This window comes from Siminovitchia sp. FSL H7-0308, from assembly GCF_037980985.1.
Taxonomy (GTDB): Bacteria; Bacillota; Bacilli; order Bacillales; family Bacillaceae_C; genus Siminovitchia; species Siminovitchia thermophila.
Genome location: NZ_CP150282.1, coordinates 736,952 through 756,855, shown reverse-complemented (window position 1 = coordinate 756,855; position 19,904 = coordinate 736,952). Strand labels below are relative to the sequence as shown.

General features: G+C 44.3%; 10 protein-coding genes, 22 tRNA genes and 3 rRNA genes. 6 read left to right on the top strand and 29 right to left on the bottom strand.

The window, feature by feature from the left end:
- Positions 1-450: 450 nt before the first annotated feature.
- Positions 451-1,209, top strand: coding sequence for a TraR/DksA C4-type zinc finger protein (locus tag MHB50_RS03625; RefSeq protein ID WP_205179636.1), 759 nt, complete (start codon positions 451-453; stop codon positions 1,207-1,209).
- A 38-nt stretch (positions 1,210-1,247) separates the two neighbouring features.
- Here MHB50_RS03625 and MHB50_RS03620 read toward each other — a convergent pair.
- From MHB50_RS03620 to MHB50_RS03505, 24 genes are all read right to left on the bottom strand, one after another.
- Positions 1,248-1,319: transfer RNA gene (locus MHB50_RS03620), tRNA-Glu, on the bottom strand.
- A gap of 23 nt (positions 1,320-1,342) precedes the next feature.
- Positions 1,343-1,433 (bottom strand) — tRNA-Ser (locus tag MHB50_RS03615).
- Positions 1,434-1,496: 63 nt separating this feature from the next.
- Positions 1,497-1,568: transfer RNA gene (locus MHB50_RS03610), tRNA-Asn, on the bottom strand.
- Between the two features lies 1 nt (position 1,569).
- Positions 1,570-1,646 (bottom strand) — tRNA-Ile (locus MHB50_RS03605).
- A gap of 6 nt (positions 1,647-1,652) precedes the next feature.
- Positions 1,653-1,726: transfer RNA gene (locus MHB50_RS03600), tRNA-Gly, on the bottom strand.
- 13 nt (positions 1,727-1,739) lie between these two features.
- Positions 1,740-1,814: transfer RNA gene (locus MHB50_RS03595), tRNA-His, on the bottom strand.
- A gap of 8 nt (positions 1,815-1,822) precedes the next feature.
- A tRNA-Phe gene (locus MHB50_RS03590) sits at positions 1,823-1,898 on the bottom strand.
- 75 nt (positions 1,899-1,973) lie between these two features.
- A tRNA-Asp gene (locus MHB50_RS03585) sits at positions 1,974-2,049 on the bottom strand.
- A gap of 6 nt (positions 2,050-2,055) precedes the next feature.
- Positions 2,056-2,129, bottom strand: a tRNA-Met gene (locus MHB50_RS03580).
- A 145-nt stretch (positions 2,130-2,274) separates the two neighbouring features.
- A tRNA-Ser gene (locus MHB50_RS03575) sits at positions 2,275-2,367 on the bottom strand.
- A 15-nt stretch (positions 2,368-2,382) separates the two neighbouring features.
- Positions 2,383-2,459, bottom strand: a tRNA-Ile gene (locus MHB50_RS03570).
- 5 nt (positions 2,460-2,464) lie between these two features.
- Positions 2,465-2,541, bottom strand: a tRNA-Met gene (locus tag MHB50_RS03565).
- A 22-nt stretch (positions 2,542-2,563) separates the two neighbouring features.
- Positions 2,564-2,639, bottom strand: a tRNA-Ala gene (locus MHB50_RS03560).
- Between the two features lie 13 nt (positions 2,640-2,652).
- Positions 2,653-2,729, bottom strand: a tRNA-Pro gene (locus tag MHB50_RS03555).
- Between the two features lie 15 nt (positions 2,730-2,744).
- A tRNA-Arg gene (locus tag MHB50_RS03550) sits at positions 2,745-2,818 on the bottom strand.
- A gap of 6 nt (positions 2,819-2,824) precedes the next feature.
- Positions 2,825-2,910: transfer RNA gene (locus MHB50_RS03545), tRNA-Leu, on the bottom strand.
- A gap of 10 nt (positions 2,911-2,920) precedes the next feature.
- Positions 2,921-2,992, bottom strand: a tRNA-Gly gene (locus tag MHB50_RS03540).
- Between the two features lie 10 nt (positions 2,993-3,002).
- Positions 3,003-3,084 (bottom strand) — tRNA-Leu (locus tag MHB50_RS03535).
- Positions 3,085-3,088: 4 nt separating this feature from the next.
- A tRNA-Lys gene (locus MHB50_RS03530) sits at positions 3,089-3,164 on the bottom strand.
- Positions 3,165-3,216: 52 nt separating this feature from the next.
- Positions 3,217-3,292: transfer RNA gene (locus MHB50_RS03525), tRNA-Thr, on the bottom strand.
- Between the two features lie 7 nt (positions 3,293-3,299).
- Positions 3,300-3,375 (bottom strand) — tRNA-Val (locus tag MHB50_RS03520).
- Positions 3,376-3,392: 17 nt separating this feature from the next.
- Positions 3,393-3,508, bottom strand: a 5S ribosomal RNA gene (gene rrf / locus MHB50_RS03515).
- A 223-nt stretch (positions 3,509-3,731) separates the two neighbouring features.
- A 23S ribosomal RNA gene (locus MHB50_RS03510) occupies positions 3,732-6,662 on the bottom strand.
- A 478-nt stretch (positions 6,663-7,140) separates the two neighbouring features.
- A 16S ribosomal RNA gene (locus tag MHB50_RS03505) occupies positions 7,141-8,691 on the bottom strand.
- Together the 16S, 23S and 5S rRNA genes with 21 tRNA genes alongside form the textbook arrangement of a ribosomal RNA operon.
- A 306-nt stretch (positions 8,692-8,997) precedes the next feature.
- On the opposite strand from MHB50_RS03505, the gene MHB50_RS03500 reads away from it, so the two are divergent.
- Positions 8,998-9,186 (top strand): hypothetical protein, encoded by a 189-nt coding sequence (locus MHB50_RS03500; RefSeq protein ID WP_213089153.1) that lies wholly within the window; start codon positions 8,998-9,000, stop codon positions 9,184-9,186.
- Positions 9,187-9,189: 3 nt separating this feature from the next.
- Here MHB50_RS03500 and MHB50_RS03495 read toward each other — a convergent pair whose 3' ends face one another.
- Positions 9,190-10,080, bottom strand: coding sequence for a DMT family transporter (locus MHB50_RS03495; protein WP_205180359.1), 891 nt, complete (start codon positions 10,078-10,080; stop codon positions 9,190-9,192).
- A 94-nt stretch (positions 10,081-10,174) separates the two neighbouring features.
- On the opposite strand from MHB50_RS03495, the gene MHB50_RS03490 reads away from it, so the two are divergent.
- Together MHB50_RS03490 and MHB50_RS03485 are read left to right on the top strand one after the other, a co-directional pair.
- Positions 10,175-10,870: an MgtC/SapB family protein gene (locus tag MHB50_RS03490; RefSeq protein WP_077113002.1), complete on the top strand. Its 696-nt coding sequence runs from the start codon at positions 10,175-10,177 to the stop codon at positions 10,868-10,870.
- A 449-nt stretch (positions 10,871-11,319) separates the two neighbouring features.
- Positions 11,320-11,392, top strand: a tRNA-Ala gene (locus tag MHB50_RS03485).
- A gap of 951 nt (positions 11,393-12,343) precedes the next feature.
- On the opposite strand, the gene MHB50_RS03480 is transcribed toward MHB50_RS03485, so the two are convergent.
- Entirely contained in the window at positions 12,344-12,544 is a 201-nt protein-coding gene (locus MHB50_RS03480; RefSeq protein WP_077113003.1) for a hypothetical protein, read from the bottom strand.
- Between the two features lie 245 nt (positions 12,545-12,789).
- On the opposite strand from MHB50_RS03480, the gene MHB50_RS03475 reads away from it, so the two are divergent.
- Complete coding sequence (locus MHB50_RS03475) at positions 12,790-13,164, top strand: carboxymuconolactone decarboxylase family protein (protein WP_077113004.1); 375 nt, start codon at positions 12,790-12,792, stop codon at positions 13,162-13,164.
- 168 nt (positions 13,165-13,332) lie between these two features.
- Here the strand turns inward: MHB50_RS03475 and MHB50_RS03470 are convergent, their stop codons facing one another.
- The 3 genes from MHB50_RS03470 to dcuS all read right to left on the bottom strand — a co-directional run bounded on the left by MHB50_RS03470 (position 13,333) and on the right by dcuS (position 17,447).
- On the bottom strand, positions 13,333-14,982 hold the full coding sequence (locus MHB50_RS03470) for a DASS family sodium-coupled anion symporter (RefSeq protein ID WP_077113005.1): 1,650 nt from the start codon (positions 14,980-14,982) through the stop codon (positions 13,333-13,335).
- A gap of 144 nt (positions 14,983-15,126) precedes the next feature.
- Entirely contained in the window at positions 15,127-15,849 is a 723-nt protein-coding gene (locus MHB50_RS03465; RefSeq protein WP_077113006.1) for a response regulator, read from the bottom strand.
- Positions 15,846-17,447 carry a DcuS/MalK family sensor histidine kinase gene (dcuS, locus tag MHB50_RS03460; RefSeq protein WP_340084866.1) on the bottom strand — a complete coding sequence of 534 codons (1,602 nt, stop codon included), beginning with the start codon at positions 17,445-17,447 and terminating at the stop codon, positions 15,846-15,848. The genes MHB50_RS03465 and dcuS overlap by 4 nt, the downstream gene beginning before the upstream one ends.
- Positions 17,448-18,236: 789 nt before the next feature.
- On the opposite strand from dcuS, the gene MHB50_RS03455 reads away from it, so the two are divergent.
- A complete protein-coding gene (locus MHB50_RS03455; RefSeq protein WP_340084865.1) occupies positions 18,237-19,658 on the top strand; it encodes a nucleotide sugar dehydrogenase in 1,422 nt (473 codons plus the stop codon).
- Positions 19,659-19,904: the final 246 nt, after the last annotated feature.

Sequence of the window (19,904 nt, the reverse complement as noted above, 5' to 3'; positions counted from 1 at the left end):
GTCAACATATTTCGCTTTCCGCAGGTCTTTTCAGCTTCCTCGGAAAGCAAAGGTCGCTTTCCTGCGGGATCTTCAGCTCGAGCTATACCCGCAGGAGTCTACCTATTTTGACTACGCTAAAAGCTTGCGCATGATACACTAGGACAATTTATCCCGTATATAAGGTGCCATATACACCACTTCAAGACCTGAGTTAATACAAAAGGTCCAAGTGGGAGAAAACGGCACCTAAATGCCCGATTGACTGACATTCAGTAGGAGATGAAAGAAAACGCTTTACGAATGAAGTTTCATTTTATTATTCGTTTTTCCATCAGCTTATTTAGTTGTGTCCATATGCCCGTGTTTACGATCGCTAAAAAAAGGAAAACAGATGATAACAAAAGGATTATGATGAAATCGTAAAAATAGTAAATACTACTGAAAAACAGATGATGAGGAAGTGACTTTATGCTGACACAAGAACAAACAGCCCATTTAAGAGAAAAGCTTTTAAATATTCAAAAAGAACTTCGGGAAGATATGAAAGAAACCGGAGGAAATATGGAAAATAATAATATGCGTGAAAGTACAGGTGGAGAACTTTCTTTATATGACAACCATCCCGCTGATATGGGAACAGAACTGTTTGAAAGGGAAAAAGACAGAGCGATTTCGGTGCACAATAAAGATGAGCTTGAAAAAACAGAAAAAGCTTTGGCTGCAATAAATAAAGGCGAATATGGCAGATGTGAACAGTGTGGCAAAGATATTTCTTTTGAAAGGCTTGATGCCATTCCTTATGCAACCACTTGTGTTGAACACTCGCCAGATCAATTGCTACCTGGGGACAGACCTGTGGAAGAAGACATTATTAATCCCGCGAAAAATGATACATTTTCCAACCGTGACCTGAGTGAAGCAGATGATTATGAGGACAGCTTCGAAGAAGTCGCATCGTTCGGTACCTCTGAGACGCCCTCAGACTTTACAGGGGACTTTGACAGCTATAATGAACTATACAGTGACGACGAACGGGAAGGCGCCCCTGAACAGTATGAAACCTTTGTGGGGACGGATATAGAGGGCGATGATATTCAAATTTATTCCTCTGAAAACAAACGGGAATATGTAGAAAAACTGGATGAAGAAGGAATTGAATCTCCAATCGGAGACATACCATACCGAAAAACTGATGGTTATGTGGATGATAAGGACAATCAAAGATAAAAAATGCCACTCTATGTTGAGTGGCATTTTTCATAGGATGACCCCTACGGGATTCGAACCCGTGTTACCGCCGTGAAAGGGCGGTGTCTTAACCGCTTGACCAAGGGGCCTTAGTGATTAATAATTTTTATAATGGCGGAGAAGGAGGGATTTGAACCCTCGCGCCGCTTACGCGACCTACGCCCTTAGCAGGGGCGCCTCTTCAGCCTCTTGAGTACTTCCCCAATCGTTATAAGCTTTTATGGAATGTACATAACTGAAACGGTTGATCGAATATGATAAAAGAACTCCGCAGGTAGGATTCGAACCTACGACCGATCGGTTAACAGCCGATAGCTCTACCACTGAGCTACTGCGGAATGGTGGGCCTAAGTGGACTCGAACCACCGACCTCACGCTTATCAGGCGTGCGCTCTAACCAGCTGAGCTATAGGCCCTTCATTTGGAGCGGGTGATGGGAATCGAACCCACGACAACAGCTTGGAAGGCTGTAGTTTTACCACTAAACTACACCCGCATAGGAATGTAAATGGGGCGACTAATGGGAATCGAACCCATGATGTCGGAGCCACAATCCGATGCGTTAACCACTTCGCCATAGCCGCCATGAAAATGGTGGCTCAGGACGGAATCGAACCGCCGACACAAGGATTTTCAGTCCTTTGCTCTACCGACTGAGCTACTGAGCCCTATATAATCCATGCTATGACGTTTTAATATTTCGCATCATCAGCATTTATGTAACAAGTGGATGGTATTAAAAATGGCGGTCCCGACGGGAATCGAACCCGCGATCTCCTGCGTGACAGGCAGGCATGTTAACCGCTACACTACGGGACCTGATGATTGCGGGGGCAGGATTTGAACCTGCGACCTTCGGGTTATGAGCCCGACGAGCTACCGAACTGCTCCACCCCGCGACGATAAAAAATATGATGTTGTCAATGCCGCTCATGTATCTTGACTATTCCACATCAGAAATGTAAATCAAGAAGTATGTCGACAAGTGCAACTACAATACTTTCACTCGATAAAATCTTGGTTGTGTGAATGAAATAATGCAGATGGCGGAGGAAGAGGGATTCGAACCCCCGCGCGGTTTGACCCGCCTGTCGGTTTTCAAGACCGATCCCTTCAGCCAGACTTGGGTATTCCTCCAAAAATATAAGAAAATGGTGGACCTTGTAGGACTCGAACCTACGACCGGACGGTTATGAGCCGTCTGCTCTAACCAGCTGAGCTAAAGGTCCTATCTTGGTAGCGGCGGAGGGGATCGAACCCCCGACCTCACGGGTATGAACCGTACGCTCTAGCCAGCTGAGCTACGCCGCCCAAAAATATTTATGACCTTATATGGTGGAGCCTAGCGGGATCGAACCGCTGACCTCCTGCGTGCAAAGCAGGCGCTCTCCCAGCTGAGCTAAGGCCCCAATTTCTTTATACTGGTCGGGAAGACAGGATTTGAACCTGCGGCCCCTTGGTCCCAAACCAAGTGCTCTACCAAGCTGAGCTACTTCCCGAGACAACCTGTTATACGCGCCCGAAAGGAGTCGAACCCATAACCTTCTGATCCGTAGTCAGACGCTCTATCCAATTGAGCTACGGGCGCAATATATGCCGAGGACCGGAATCGAACCGGTACGGTAGTCACCTACCGCAGGATTTTAAGTCCTGTGCGTCTGCCAGTTCCGCCACCCCGGCAAGTTAAAAGAGCGGAAGACGGGGTTCGAACCCGCGACCCCCACCTTGGCAAGGTGGTGTTCTACCACTGAACTACTTCCGCTTCATAATAATGCGGGTGAAGGGAGTCGAACCCCCACGCCTTGCGGCACTAGATCCTAAGTCTAGCGTGTCTGCCAATTCCACCACACCCGCAAAATGGTGAGCCATGCAGGATTCGAACCTGCGACCCTCTGATTAAAAGTCAGATGCTCTACCAACTGAGCTAATGGCTCGTACTTATTTCATTTTTGTCAATCGACAGAAAATGACAATAAAAACAAAGGATGGTGCCGGCCAGAGGACTTGAACCCCCAACCTACTGATTACAAGTCAGTTGCTCTACCAATTGAGCTAGGCCGGCATTTTTATGGTGGAGGATGACGGGTTCGAACCGCCGACCCCCTGCTTGTAAGGCAGGTGCTCTCCCAGCTGAGCTAATCCTCCGTAATGTTGTGATTCTTGCCCGGCAACGTCCTGCTCTCACAAGGGGAAAGCCCTCATTACCATCGGCGCTGAAGAACTTAACTTCCGTGTTCGGGATGGGAACGGGTGTTGCCTCTTCGCTATCGCCACCAGACAAAAATTAACAACATATCTTATTATAATACGTTTTATGTATTTTTCAAGAGTTTTTTTCATTCTCTCAAAACCAGGATACATGAGAAGAAGTCCGAGAATCGTTTTTGTTCAATCCAGCTCCGGACGCTATCGCTTTGCGTCACTTCGCTTCTTCTGGCAAAGTCGATTGACTTTTCCGCCAGAAGCTCCAGTGATGGACAAGCGTCCTGCGCTTTTTATATTTGATTAAGTCCTCGATCGATTAGTATCCGTCAGCTCCATGTGTCGCCACACTTCCACACCGGACCTATCTACCTGATCATCTTTCAGGGATCTTACGTTGCCTGGCAAGCCAGACAATGGGAAATCTCATCTTGAGGGGGGCTTCATGCTTAGATGCTTTCAGCACTTATCCCTTCCGCACATAGCTACCCAGCTATGCCTCTGGCGAGACAACTGGTACACCAGCGGTGCGTCCATCCCGGTCCTCTCGTACTAAGGACAGCTCCTCTCAAATTTCCTGCGCCCGCGACGGATAGGGACCGAACTGTCTCACGACGTTCTGAACCCAGCTCGCGTACCGCTTTAATGGGCGAACAGCCCAACCCTTGGGACCGACTACAGCCCCAGGATGCGATGAGCCGACATCGAGGTGCCAAACCTCCCCGTCGATGTGAACTCTTGGGGGAGATAAGCCTGTTATCCCCGGGGTAGCTTTTATCCGTTGAGCGATGGCCCTTCCATGCGGAACCACCGGATCACTAAGCCCGACTTTCGTCCCTGCTCGACTTGTAGGTCTCGCAGTCAAGCTCCCTTCTGCCTTTACACTCTGCGAATGATTTCCAACCATTCTGAGGGAACCTTTGGGCGCCTCCGTTACCTTTTAGGAGGCGACCGCCCCAGTCAAACTGCCTGCCTGACACTGTCTCCCAACCCGATCAGGGTCGCGGGTTAGACGGTCCATACAGCCAGGGTAGTATCCCACCGTTGCCTCCACGGAAGCTGGCGCTCCCGTTTCCATGGCTCCTACCTATCCTGTACAAGCTGCACAGACAGTCAATATCAAGCTACAGTAAAGCTCCACGGGGTCTTTCCGTCCTGTCGCGGGTAACCTGCATCTTCACAGGTACTATAATTTCACCGAGTCTCTCGTTGAGACAGTGCCCAGATCGTTGCGCCTTTCGTGCGGGTCGGAACTTACCCGACAAGGAATTTCGCTACCTTAGGACCGTTATAGTTACGGCCGCCGTTTACTGGGGCTTCAATTCGAAGCTTCGCCTAAGCTGACCTCTCCTCTTAACCTTCCAGCACCGGGCAGGCGTCAGCCCCTATACTTCGCCTTGCGGCTTCGCAGAGACCTGTGTTTTTGCTAAACAGTCGCCTGGGCCTATTCACTGCGGCTTCTCAGGGCTATTCACCCTAAAAAGCACCCCTTCTCCCGAAGTTACGGGGTCATTTTGCCGAGTTCCTTAACGAGAGTTCTCTCGCTCACCTTAGGATTCTCTCCTCGCCTACCTGTGTCGGTTTGCGGTACGGGCGCCTATTGCCTCGCTAGAAGCTTTTCTCGGCAGTGTGGAATCAGGAACTTCGGTACTTTTTTTCCCTCGCCATCACAGCTCAGCCTACACGGTAAGCGGATTTGCCTACTTACCGGCCTTACTGCTTGGACGCGCTTTTCCAGCTGCGCGCTTGCCTTATCCTCCTGCGTCCCTCCATCACTCAAACGGCAATGAGGCGGTACAGGAATCTCAACCTGTTATCCATCGCCTACGCCTTTCGGCCTCGGCTTAGGTCCCGACTTACCCTGAGCGGACGAGCCTTCCTCAGGAAACCTTAGGCTTTCGGTGGAAGGGATTCTCACCCTTCTTTCGCTACTCATACCGGCATTCTCACTTCCAAGCACTCCACCGCCTCTTTCAAGACGACTTCGCCGCGCTTGGAACGCTCTCCTACCATTGCTATTGCAATCCACAGCTTCGGTGATACGTTTAGCCCCGGTACATTTTCGGCGCAGAGTCACTCGACCAGTGAGCTATTACGCACTCTTTGAATGGTGGCTGCTTCTAAGCCAACATCCTGGTTGTCTAAGCAACTCCACATCCTTTTCCACTTAACGTATACTTCGGGACCTTAGCTGGTGGTCTGGGTTGTTTCCCTCTCGACTACGGATCTTATCACTCGCAGTCTGACTCCCAAGGATAAGTATTTGGCATTCGGAGTTTGTCTGAAGTCGGTAACCCGATGAGGGCCCCTCGTCCAAACAGTGCTCTACCTCCAATACTCTCACCTTGAGGCTAGCCCTAAAGCTATTTCGGAGAGAACCAGCTATCTCCAGGTTCGATTGGAATTTCACCCCTACCCACACCTCATCCCCGCATTTTTCAACATACGTGGGTTCGGGCCTCCAGTCAGTGTTACCTGACCTTCACCCTGGACATGGGTAGATCACCTGGTTTCGGGTCTGCGACCTCATACTCTTGCGCCCTATTCAGACTCGCTTTCGCTGCGGCTCCGTCTTTTCAACTTAACCTTGCATGAAATCGCAACTCGCCGGTTCATTCTACAAAAGGCACGCCATCACACTTATTGTGCTCTGACTACTTGTAGGCACACGGTTTCAGGTTCTATTTCACTCCCCTCCCGGGGTGCTTTTCACCTTTCCCTCACGGTACTGGTTCACTATCGGTCACTAGGGAGTATTTAGCCTTGGGAGATGGTCCTCCCGGATTCCGACGGGATTTCTCGTGTCCCGCCGTACTCAGGATCCACTCGGGAGGGAACGACGTTTCAACTACAGGGCTGTTACCTTCTTTGGCCGGCCTTTCCAGGCCGCTTCGTCTACGCCGTTCCTTTATCACTCCACTTTGAGTGTCCTACAACCCCGAAAGGCAAGCCTTTCGGTTTGGGCTCTTCCCGTTTCGCTCGCCGCTACTGGGGGAATCGATTTTTCTTTCTCTTCCTCCGGGTACTTAGATGTTTCAGTTCCCCGGGTATGCCTTCCATTCCCTATGGATTCAGAAATGGATACTGCCTCATTACTGGCAGTGGGTTTCCCCATTCGGAAATCTCCGGATCAGCTTGCTTACAGCTCCCCGAAGCATATCGGTGTTCGTCCCGTCCTTCATCGGCTCCTAGTGCCAAGGCATTCACCGTGCGCCCTTATTAACTTAATCTTTTTCGGTCAACGATTAGCATCGAATCTCTGTGTCAGCTCCCTCAACGTCATCACGCACTCGTAGTGCGCTCTGGCGCTCATTCGGTCGCTTCCTTGATCTTCCCGCTTCTCGTTGCCCTTGGTTGAGTGATACTGACACTCAAACCTAAAGGTTTTACACTTCTTATGGTTGCTCCATAATGGATCATCCATAAGGTGAACGATTCTCGGTTTGTTTCTTCTCATGTTATCCGGTTTTCAAAGAACGAAGTTGCTGACTTCCATCACGTCATGTGATTGATCAGCGCCTATGCTTCATGCAGCTTTGCGACGAGGTGAAGTTCCTCGAACACGCTGTGCCGCAAGTGAGCACATGTTTTGAGAGTTGTTTGACCTCTCAAAACTAAACGAAACGAAAGCGTCAATGTTGTATCTATTGGAAATGTTCAGTTGCGGCTCCTGCCGAGCAGTCGCCTCCACATTTCAATTATCCTTAGAAAGGAGGTGATCCAGCCGCACCTTCCGATACGGCTACCTTGTTACGACTTCACCCCAATCATCTGTCCCACCTTCGGCGGCTGGCTCCAAATGGTTACCCCACCGACTTCGGGTGTTACAAACTCTCGTGGTGTGACGGGCGGTGTGTACAAGGCCCGGGAACGTATTCACCGCGGCATGCTGATCCGCGATTACTAGCGATTCCGGCTTCATGCAGGCGAGTTGCAGCCTGCAATCCGAACTGAGAATGGTTTTATGGGATTCGCTCCACCTCGCGGTCTCGCGGCCCTTTGTACCATCCATTGTAGCACGTGTGTAGCCCAGGTCATAAGGGGCATGATGATTTGACGTCATCCCCACCTTCCTCCGGTTTGTCACCGGCAGTCACCTTAGAGTGCCCAACTTAATGCTGGCAACTAAGATCAAGGGTTGCGCTCGTTGCGGGACTTAACCCAACATCTCACGACACGAGCTGACGACAACCATGCACCACCTGTCACCGATGTCCCCGAAGGGAAAACTTTATCTCTAAAGCGGTCATCGGGATGTCAAGACCTGGTAAGGTTCTTCGCGTTGCTTCGAATTAAACCACATGCTCCACCGCTTGTGCGGGCCCCCGTCAATTCCTTTGAGTTTCAGCCTTGCGGCCGTACTCCCCAGGCGGAGTGCTTAATGCGTTTGCTGCAGCACTAAGGGGCGGAAACCCCCTAACACTTAGCACTCATCGTTTACGGCGTGGACTACCAGGGTATCTAATCCTGTTCGCTACCCACGCTTTCGCGCCTCAGCGTCAGTTACAGACCAGAGAGCCGCCTTCGCCACTGGTGTTCCTCCACATCTCTACGCATTTCACCGCTACACGTGGAATTCCGCTCTCCTCTTCTGCACTCAAGCCTCCCAGTTTCCAATGACCCTCCACGGTTGAGCCGTGGGCTTTCACATCAGACTTAAGAAGCCGCCTGCGCGCGCTTTACGCCCAATAATTCCGGACAACGCTTGCCACCTACGTATTACCGCGGCTGCTGGCACGTAGTTAGCCGTGGCTTTCTGGTCAGGTACCGTCAACGCACCGGCAGTTACTCCGATGCGGGTTCTTCCCTGATAACAGAGTTTTACGATCCGAAGACCTTCATCACTCACGCGGCGTTGCTCCGTCAGACTTGCGTCCATTGCGGAAGATTCCCTACTGCTGCCTCCCGTAGGAGTCTGGGCCGTGTCTCAGTCCCAGTGTGGCCGATCACCCTCTCAGGTCGGCTACGCATCGTTGCCTTGGTAGGCCGTTACCCCACCAACTAGCTAATGCGCCGCGGGCCCATCTGTAAGTGACAGCAGAGCCGTCTTTTATCCTTTCTCCATGCGGAAAAAGAAATTATCCGGTATTAGCCCCGGTTTCCCGGAGTTATCCCAGTCTTACAGGCAGGTTGCCCACGTGTTACTCACCCGTCCGCCGCTGACTAAAAAGGAGCAAGCTCCTCTTTTGTCCGCTCGACTTGCATGTATTAGGCACGCCGCCAGCGTTCGTCCTGAGCCAGGATCAAACTCTCATGTAAAAGTTTGGTTAGCTCATAATTAAAGCTGACTAATCAATTATTGATTGACGTTTCGTTTCGTTCAGTTTTCAAAGATCAAACTTGGTATCGCTCTTTTGGGCGACTTTTATATAATAACACGGTCTCGATTTTAAGTCAATAGCTTTTTTAAAAAACTTTTTTGTGTTCGACTCGTTCAATCGGACGAATTATAATATAACATAGATATTTTTATGATGCAATAGTTTTTTTGAAATTTTATTCACTCAGACATCTTTCTATCAATCTGTACATAATATAATAACAAATATCTATTCTATTGGGAAGGTGAAAACTATTTTAACAAAGGCTGCCCTTGTCATTTCTTTTTTAATGGCTATCTATCTATTTAGTTATTGCTACGTTGAAGCATTGCGCATAAGTGATACAGATGTAGATAAAAAAGAAGGAGGAACTTTTCTCGTCATGTCGATCATGGCTTTTGTTTTTTCCGGATTAACTTATTTATTCATATAGTCTTTAAATCCGGCCTCCTTCCCTCCTGACATTCATAATAAATAAAAGTACGCTTATGATAATGATCGAACCACCTGCAAGCTGGAACCAGGCAACTTTTTCACTTAATATAAGATAAGCAAGGATCGTTGCTCCGACAGGTTCAAATAGCACGGCCATAGAAATAACTGCCGTACTGACCCATTTTAAGGCCCAGTTGAATAAAGAATGTCCAAGCAAGTTTGGCAAGATAGCCAGAAGCAGGAAATATATCCAATCTTCAATCGGATATGGATAAAGCGGTTCGTTTCTAATAATGACATAAAAAAATAAAACGATGGTGCTTATGGAGTACACTAAAAAGGTATAAGTAATTAATGAGATCCTTTGTCTAAGTGATTGTCCGACAAGCAAATAGGCCGTAATTAGGGCACATGCACTCAGCGCAAGCATATCGCCCAACAGCGCAGCGCCGCTCAACCGGAAGTCCCCCCAACTAATCACAAAGCCGCCTATCATTGCCACTGCCGCACTTGTTATACTTTTGATCGAATATTTTTCTTTAAAAAATAAAAAAGTCCCTATAAAAGCGAACAAAGGCTGTAATGTCACCAAGACTGTGGAACTTGCAACCGATGTGTAGTTTAACGACTCAAACCAAAGGATAAAGTGAAAAGCAAGAAATATACCGGCTAAAAGAGAATATATCCAATCATTCCGTTTCATCATCCGCAACTCTGATTTACTGCGCCGTAAAAACATGGGAAGCAAGATGCAAACACTGAAAAACATACGGTAAAATGCAATAGTTCCCGCCTCAGCGGATGACAATTTTACGAGGATCGCGGAACTTGAAATCGTCAGGACACCAATCATAACAACAATATACGGATTCAGTTTTCTTCGTGTTTCCATTTTATCTTATCCTTAAAGAAGTATAATATAATAAATTAAATTTTACTTTTTTTATTTCTTTTTTCCAATAAACAGGCGGCAAGGAGGGAAGCCTATGGAATATTTTTTTGAATGGGAACTATTGGCAAGATTGGGGATTTCTGCAGCTCTCGGCTTAATCATCGGCTTAGAAAGGGAGCTGAAAAGAAAACCGCTCGGTTTAAAAACAAGTCTTGTCATATCCATTATTAGTTGTCTGCTCACAATTGTTTCAATTGAAGCTGCCTATATTTTTCCCGGGAGTGATGATGTTCGTATACAAATGGATCCGCTCCGCTTGGCTGCACAAATAGTATCGGGTATTGGTTTTCTGGGAGCAGGCGTTATTTTAAGAAGGGGCAATGACCATATTTCCGGGTTAACAACCGCAGCCTTGATCTGGGGGGCAGCGGGAATTGGTATTGCAGTTGGAGCCGGATTTTACATGGAAGCTATCGCCGGAGTCATTCTCCTCATTATTAGTGTTGAATTAATCCCTTCCCTGCTAACGAGGATTGGCCCGAAAAAATTGCATAAAAGAGACCTGATAATCAAAATTACAGTAAGTAAAAGGGAAAGTGTTGAGACTGTAATGAAAAAATTGCAGGAAGACAAAATTTTGATTACGCATACGCGAATTAAAGATTTAAGAGAAAACGCCGCTCATCTTATGGAATTAAAAACGCGAGTAAACACGAACAGACCTGTCACGAATATTTATTATACAATTTCCCTTTTAGACGATGTTCAAGAAATCGAGATCATCAGTTAACGGGTATCCTATATGATATCCCGTTACTTATGGAAATCTCTCTTAATATACAACGACATATTACAACACCTCGAAAAATGGAATTCCTTGCACTCGACAGGACACCGGAAAAGACTATATTACGAAACAGCTTGCGTTCGATATTATTTGAACTCAGGCTGTTTCCATTTCTCCAGAAATCGTTGAAATGGAAGATACGAAAATTGGTTAGATAAAACCACCTTGATCTGAAATACTTAATCAATATATCAGCTAACCAGATCTCGCCACCCTCTCTTTTATAACATAAAAAAAGCACTAAGTTTCAATAATTGTGCTTTAGGTAAAAGATTTCCACCTGAAAAATCCGCGGGTTCGTAGCTTTGTTCAACAATTTGAGACAATAAATTAAAAATAAAGCTTGCACTTTTTTAAAAAGCTCTTATAATGGAAAATGTATTCTAATTTTAGGGGCATTAGCTCAGCTGGGAGAGCGCTACACTGGCAGTGTAGAGGTCAGCGGTTCGAGCCCGCTATGCTCCATATGCTTTAAACGTTGAAAATACGCCATTTCTAAGCACTTAGAAGTGGCGTATTTTTATTGTTTTTTGGTGCGCGTGACTAATTTCAAAGTGAAATAAAATAAGCTCTTCTCATTTGTCGAGAAGGGCTTATTTTATGTAAATATATGCGTCCAACATTTTTATGACTACCCGAATATGTATAAGCAACCTCTTCGAACAATCTTATCTGGCCAATTTCAACACCAGTGCTGCAGCTCCACAACGATCGTTTGCAAGTCTAATGATTCGTTTTTTATACGATACCTTTATTACAGGCTTAAACGCCTACTAGGAACATCCAAAGCCAGCTTCCTTTTAGGGTTCTTATATTTTAAATATTTCTATTCTCCAATTAAGGTTCTACAGCACTTCCTTTTGACGGAATCTCTTTACTGCAATAAGTTGAATATCATTTTGCTTATATTCATTAATAAGCGGACAACTATTTTAGTCATCGTATTAAAAAAGATCATATATGTAGGATTTCATTAATAAGTTCTTTCGGTGAAAGTTAATCTTTTTTTCTTGAGAAACTCACCTCGCTGGCTAATTTATTTGACAAACGCAGTTTCAATTCCCTCGATCGGCAGAATTCATCAATAGTTTGCTGCTTCAGGCAGTTTTCATCGCAATATCAATGGATGCGTCATCATTTGATCCCTTCCTTATTTATGCTTACGATCATTTGTAATCCAATAGAACTTGTATAATGGATTGGCTGATAGAGCATTACATCTGATGAAAAAATCTATCATCGGGAAAGAGGGAAAAAAGCATAGTTCGCCTTCATTTTACGTAAGGCATTACTTCTCATTTACATCTTGTCAACAATCCTACGATCAGCATTTTCCAAGAAGACCGATGATATAAACCTAAAGAGAAATCCCTTTAAGCCTACACTTAGGGATTTCTCATTTTATTGATCAGTTACCTACCAATCGCAATCTTCATGCTCATGTCTAATTCTCCTGCATCTGCAAATAAACCTTTCACGTTCTTCTCTCTCTCGTTCTTCTCTCTCACGCTCTTCCCTCTCACGCTCACGTCTTACTTCACGGCATCTACAGATTAATTTCACGCGTCTTCTCCGTTCTTCTCTTTCGCCGCCAACAAAATCATTTTCAAACCACATACAGCTTACACCTCCTTTATATCTATTTAAGCCGGCCGACGCATTAATAATTTATTGGAGGTTATCGAAATTGATTGGACAGACAGTCTGATACAATAAAACACCTCTATCCAATAAACTATTAAAAGCTGTTCCATAAAAGCACCCTCCCTTTTAAAAAAGTCCTACTGATTGCCTTCTATAAGCTGTCATGGTTTTTATTGAATGAATCGCAGGAAACTTGAAATACTATTTTTTGAAAGGAGATGGAACAGTTGGATCAACAGACGTATACAGAAGCAGCTATTCGGGAGTATAAAGAAGGGCTGGGCATCTTTACAAAAAAGATGCCCAAGATAGCGGAATCGTATAATTCATTTACAGAGGCGTGTTTTTCAGAAGGAAAAATTTCGCAAAAAGAGAAGCAGATGATTGCTCTTGGAATCAGCATCTATGCGCAGGATGAGTATTGCATCATTTACCACACAAAAGGCTGCATTGATCAGGGGTGCAGTGAAGATGAAATTTTGGAGGTTGTCGGGGTTTCCGCAGCATTTGGCGGGGGCGCGGCAATGAGTCAGGCAGTAACACTTGTTCAGCAATCCATTGAAGAATTAAAAAACAAACCGCAATCACATTAAACCTAAATTCATGAAGCGGGAGTTTTCTTATGTGCCCGAACATTCAGTTGAACGAAATTCTGATTATGTCTTGATACCCCAAACAGCAGAGCCAAGTTCTTGACTCACCATCATGTATTCCAATACAAAAAAGCAGGTTGTCACCCCGTTTGGACAACCTGCCTTTTCTTATTTAAAGCTTTGCGGATAAGTCGTTAAGTCTACATTCCATAAAATTGGAAGAACAAAGAATACGGTGAGGACGATTAAAATGAGGACAAACAAGTTGACCCAAAAACCGGCTCTTATCATTTCAATAATTTTTATTTTTCCTGTAGCAAAAATGATGGCGTTTGGCGGTGTCCCAACAGGAAGCATGAACGCGCAGTTGGCCGCCATTGCCGCTGGAACCATCAATGCGTAAGGATGAACGTTGATCGCCAATGCCAATGATGCCAAAACAGGGAGAATCATTGTTGCTGTCGCTGTATTCGATGTAAACTCTGTCAAAGCCAGAACAAGTGCGGATGACAGTAAAATAATCAAGATAAAGTGAACACCTTGCATCACGGTAAGCTGGGTGCCCATCCACTCTGCTAGTCCAGTTTCAATAAATCCGCCGGCAATGGCCAAACCTCCTCCGAAAAGGAGCAAAATGCCCCACGGAATGTCTTTGGCACTATCCCAAGCAAGCAGTCTTCCTTTTTGATTGACAGTAGGGATTAAAAATAGCAGAACAGCCGCAATAATAGCAATCATCGTATCAGACAACGTTTTGATTCCTAATACGTTTTCCCAAAGAAACGTTCTCGTAATCCACATAAATGCCGCAAACAAGAAAACAGCCAAAACAAATTTTTCCTCAAACGTAATCTTTCCAAGCTTCAATTTTTCCTCATGAATTAATTGTTTTCCACCAGGAAGTTCCTTTAATTTTACGGGAAAAGCAATTTTAGTAATATAAAGCCAAATAGAAACCAATAAGATTGCGGTTACAGGAGTTGCAAACGCCATCCAGCCGGCAAATGAAATTTGCACGTCAAACAGTTTATTAACGGTTGCTGCCAAAATAATATTGGGAGGTGTCCCGATAAGCGTCCCAAGTCCGCCGATCGTTCCAGCATAGCCAATGGCTAATATAATGGATTTCTCAAAATTTCTATAGTCATCGGCAGAAGCGTCCTTGCTTGTTTGCACTGCCTGGGAAACTTGATAAATAATAGCAGTTCCAATGGGGATCATCATCATGACAGCTGCCGTATTGGATACCCACATTGATAAAAACCCGGTAGCCATCATAAATCCAAGTGTAATCTTGGACATATTTGTTCCAATTAAAGAAATAATCGACAATGCTATTCTTTTATGCAAATTCCACTTTTCCATGGCAGTAGCAATGAAAAATCCACCTAAAAACAGGAAGACAATCGGATCTCCATAGGCAGCGGTTACATCTCCACCCTCCGCTGCTCCTGTTAAAGGAAGCAAAATAATGGGCAAAAGCGATGCGGCAGGAATGGGAATTGCTTCTGTGACCCACCAGGTAGCTACCCATAAAGTAACAGCTAAAACAGCCCTTCCGTCCGTACTTAGTCCTTCTGGAGAAAAGAAAAGCATGGTCAATGCAAATAAAAGCGGGCCAAGAATCAGCCCTGTTTTTTGGACAGTACTGTAAGGTCCGGGGCCTGTCCCTTTTTCTTTTTCACTAGTCTTCTCATCTTTTGATGTAAGTGTCTGTTTTAACACTTTGTTCGGTATGGCCATCATTAACCATTTTTTCGTTTGACGATGTGTTTTCCATAGAAAATCCCATGTAGAGTGTATATATGTTCTTTCCATTGTTATGAGTCTCTCCTTTTTCTACCGATGTAAAAAAGCGCTTACAAGATACTTTTAATGTTATATCTACTTTGTTGAAGATAAAAGGCTGTTAAATTAAATAAATAGTTATGTAAGTAATAAAAGCGAGACTGCCATTTTATTTTATAAATCGGCAGCCTCAATATAAACATAGATCGCTTCGGTATTTTGTTTGGATAGACGGTACTTTCTTGCTGGCCGGCCCTTCGTTTCATAGTCCGCTTCTACATCCAAAAATTTAATTTCGGTTAAAAAGTTTAAATATTTTCCCATCGATACCCGGGAGATTCCGATCTCATTCGCCAGTCCCTCTATTGAAAAGGTGGCGTCTTTATTCCTTAAAATCGTTTTGACAATTTTTCGCAACGTCGTTTTTGTTAACCCTTTTGGAATATCCTCCAGACGTGGTGTCTGGCCATTGCCTTTTAACAGTTTATCCAGCTCTTCCTGGCTGAATTTTTCGTGCCCATGCAGCAGTTCAAACTTTTTCTTGTACTTTTTCAATGAATCCCGAAAACGGCCAAATTCAAACGGCTTAATCAAGTAATCAACAACGCCAAAATGTAAAGCTGATTGGATCGTTTCAATGTTGCTTGCCGCGGAAATGATGATGACATCTATGTCTTTTTGTTCATTCCTCATTCTCTTTAAAAGCTCCAGCCCCCGTTTCCCCGGCATATATACATCGAGTAGGACAAGATGAATCTCGGTGCTATTTAACATATCGATGGCACTATCAACGCCTTCGGCGATTCCTGCACAAACAAAGCCAGGAACCGCCTCTAAGTAACGCTTATTAATTTTCGCCACCATCGGGTCGTCATCAACTATTAAAACCCGGATCATTCTGATCGCTCCTCTCTATAAGGAAAAACCACTTTAAACACAGTGCCCTCATTACTTGTATGAAAAGAAATCTTGCCGCTTAGCGATTGTACGCTTTTTTTAACATTGAGCAATCCATATCCATGATTCGCGCCTTTAGTAGAAACAGTTTGATCGAATAATAAATTCCTTATCTCTAAAGGAATCCCCTCTCCGTTATCCTTTACGGTAATCGTACAGGCGAAACCGTTATACTCGATCGTAATATCTACCCTTTTTTCGTGCTTTTCTTTTACAGCATCAAATGCGTTTTCAATCAAGTTGCCAAGAATAGTGATGATATGATGGGTCATTTCATGATTGTTGGAAGCCGGGAGGGGACGAGTTACTTCCAAATTGAGTTTCACTTTATTTTCTCTGGCGTAACTTCTTTTGCTTAGTAAAAATCCGGCAATGACCGGGTCCTTCACAATATGGCCAATCGAGCTGCTTTCCGTTTGGTAGAGTTTCGTTTGTTTTCTTAAATAAGACTCCAGTTCTTTGTATTCTTTCATATGAACCATACCTGTTATCACATGCAAAGTATTCATAAATTCATGTGTTTGGGCACGCAACGCATCTGCATATGTTTTAATGCCCGTCAGCTGTTCGGCCAGTAACTTCATTTCGGTTTTATCCCTAAATGTTGAAATGGCCCCCGCCAGCTTTCCATTTAGTATAATCGGTACCCGATTCACCAAAATGGGCAGGCCGTTAATATCACTTTCTTGATCATATTCCGCTTTCGGGGATTGCAAAATTCTAACAAGCCGGCTTTTAGGTAAATATTCATCCGCTTTTTTCCCGATCGGATCGGGATCAAGCCCGGCTTTTTGAAAAATTTTTATCGCTTCCGCGTTAGCTACTACAATCTCTGCTTTATTATTAACCGCTATGATTCCCTCTCGCACCGATTCAAGCATGGCATTTCTTTCTTGGAGCAAACTGGCTATGGCAGCCGGTTCAAGCCCAAATAAAATGCGATTAATATTTGCGGCCAAAATAATGGCGCCAATCATTCCAATGACAATGCCAGCGCCCATTCCTGTAAAGATAATTTTTTTTCTTTTATTCGCGGCTTCATTCACACTTTGAAGCGAAATTCCGACTGAAACCGCACCAATTTGTTTTCCACTTTCATTAAATACAGGATGAAAAGCACGAAGAGAAGGCCCGAGCGTACCTTCCGCAGTAGAAGTATATTTCTTTCCTTTTAAAACCTCCTTCTCATCCCCGCCAATAAATCTCTTTCCGATTCTGGATGGGTCGGGGTGGGAAAGCCGGATCCCGTTCATATCCATGACGACAATAAAAAGCATATTTGTTTCCTGCTGAATATTCCTCGTAAACGACTGAACGTCCCTTCCCCTTTGATTTTTTTCCAAAGCTTCTATAACGAGCGGTGTAATGCTGACTGTCTGGGCAATACTCATTGCTTTTTCACCTTGATGATGCTCAATACTCTCCGTACTTGCGTTTATTAACAGCACACCTGTAATTACAAGGGCAATGATCACGACTGAACAAACCAACATGATAATGACGGTGCGCAGTGGAAGATATTTACTGCCAAAATTCATACTAGCAACCTACCTTAAACAGATTGTGAAGCAGATGGTTATCTTTCGTAACTATCCGGCCAACGGGGATATCCACAGAATGTGGGTCATTCAGGCGTTGCTTAGCCTGCGAATCTCAAATCCCCGCTGATAAGAAGCAAAAAAGCTAAGCCGCGTCCTGTCGGCAAGCCGAGCGATGGCGACCTCGAAGCGCGCGCTTTTTTCTTCGTATGATGACGATGCTGATGAGCTTTCCTTGAGTTGTCGATTCACTTGCAGCTGATGAGCTTTCCTTGAGCTGTCGATTCACTTGCCAATGATTTCCTGTCCACCGCAACGCCTTTGTGTATTGTATTGAGAACCTAGAAAAACACGCGATGTTTTGACACAACGTTTTTCTTCTCCTGCGGCCTGAGCTAATCAGGCAGTTGATCCACGCTTTTCTTTTTCATCCCGCATTCTGATTGGGGGATCTGACTGCCAGTTCATGCCCGATAAAATAAGCAACTCTTTTTTTCCGCCATTTATTATAGCATAGTGTTATCCATTAAATACTCCTCCCTTTTTGAGCACGATCTTATTTGAAATATAACCAGAGAGTCAACATCACGCACCAAAAATAAAAAGTAACAATATAGATAACAAGCCGCATATCTTAAATCACTGCTTTCTCTGACACATCCCCCGACTCGAAAAGAGACGAATAACATTGATCCTAGTGATGACGCCTTTTTTTCCAAGAATGCTTGGCAGTTTTACGCCCTGTTGCATATAAAATTAATAATTTCGTTTAGGAAAGGAAAATCAATAGTGGACATTCAGCAGGATTCACATTACTCGAAAATGAAAAAAAACGTCCCTTTTGGAAAACAGGGGGAACAGGTAATAGGAGCAACAGGGAAGGATGAAACCAACATTCATGCCAAAAATTCGAATAAAGATGACCAAATAGACTTGACATTACAAAACACAAAAGTAGGTGTCGTTGGCCTTGGTTATGTCGGCCTTCCCGTGGCAGTGGGATTTTCTAAAAAATACAAGGTCGTGGGATTTGATATTGATCAACAGAAAATTAACTTGTTAAGCAATCATGTAGATCCAGCAGGCCAAGTTCCAAGCGAGGATTTAAAAAAAGCGGGTATTGAATTTGTATATAATGAAGAAAAGCTCAAAGAGTGTAACTTCATTATTGTGGCGGTTCCAACACCGATTACTTCAACGAAGGAACCTGATTTATCTTATCTTGAAGAAGCATCCGCCATCATCGGAAGAAATCTTTCCCCACAAACAATCGTAGTTTATGAATCTACCGTATACCCTGGCACGACTGAAGATGTTTGCATTCCAATATTAGAAAAATACTCCGAATTAAAATCCGGAGTTGATTTCTTTGTCGGTTACTCACCTGAACGAATTAACCCTGGGGATAAAGAACATACTTTTCATACAATACCAAAGGTTGTTTCTGGGCAAAACAATCATACTTTGAAAAAAATATTCAAAATGTATCACAGCGTGATTGATGCCGGCATTTATAAAGCTTCCTCCATCAAAGTTGCGGAAGCTTCCAAAATTGTCGAAAACACCCAACGTGACATCAATATCGCTTTTATGAATGAACTTTCTCTCATATTTGATCGACTAAACATTGATACGTATGATGTACTTGCCGCATCGAAAACAAAATGGAATTTTATTCCCTTGTCGCCTGGCTTAGTTGGAGGCCATTGCATCGGAGTCGATACCTACTACTTAATGCACAAGTCGAAATTGGAAGGGTATTATCCAAGTTTTCTCTCTGAAGCCAGGAAAATAAATGATTTTATGCCAGAATATATTGTAACGTCTTTATTGCAATTAATGATGTCCCATAAACTAAATGTTCAAGACGTGTTGATTACAATCCTCGGCATCACTTTTAAAGAAAACATTTCTGATGTCAGAAATTCAAAGTCTTTGGAATTAGTAAAGAAATTGATGGATCTTGGTTTACCTCTTCAAGTATGTGATCCAAACATTACGAACGACCAGAAAAAACATATGAATATCGACTTGAAACCATTCGATCAACTTAAAAAGTCCGATGTTGTTCTTTTAACTGTACCTCATAAAGAGTTTAAAATGGCTGATTTGAATGCCTTATTTAAAAACAACAAAGGAATCTTAATGGATTTAAAAGGAGCTGTTCCTACAGAATCACTCCAGAAAAGCATATTTGTTTGGAGAATGTGACCACTAAAAAGCTGGGACATCAGTAAATACTATTTTCATCGCTACGTCAACATATTTCGCTTTCCGCGGGCCCGGCTTCAGCTTCCTCGGAAAGCAAAGGTCGCTTTCCTGCGGGATCTTCAGCTCGAGCTATTCCCGTAGGAGTCTACCTATTTTGACTACGCTAAAAGCTTGCGTATGATACACTGGGACCATTTATCCGACATGTAAGGTGCCGTAAGCCTCCCACTTCAAAATCTTGAGTGA

Coding starts and splice junctions, on each gene's coding strand:
- MHB50_RS03475 (WP_077113004.1), top strand. CDS start 12,790: ATGGAACAGTTGGATCAACAGACGTATACAGAAGCAGCTATTCGGGAG.
- MHB50_RS03625 (WP_205179636.1), top strand. CDS start 451: ATGCTGACACAAGAACAAACAGCCCATTTAAGAGAAAAGCTTTTAAAT.
- MHB50_RS03495 (WP_205180359.1), bottom strand. CDS start 10,080: ATGGAAACACGAAGAAAACTGAATCCGTATATTGTTGTTATGATTGGT.
- MHB50_RS03480 (WP_077113003.1), bottom strand. CDS start 12,544: ATGTGGTTTGAAAATGATTTTGTTGGCGGCGAAAGAGAAGAACGGAGA.
- MHB50_RS03470 (WP_077113005.1), bottom strand. CDS start 14,982: ATGGAAAGAACATATATACACTCTACATGGGATTTTCTATGGAAAACA.
- dcuS (WP_340084866.1), bottom strand. CDS start 17,447: ATGAATTTTGGCAGTAAATATCTTCCACTGCGCACCGTCATTATCATG.
- MHB50_RS03490 (WP_077113002.1), top strand. CDS start 10,175: ATGGAATATTTTTTTGAATGGGAACTATTGGCAAGATTGGGGATTTCT.
- MHB50_RS03465 (WP_077113006.1), bottom strand. CDS start 15,849: ATGATCCGGGTTTTAATAGTTGATGACGACCCGATGGTGGCGAAAATT.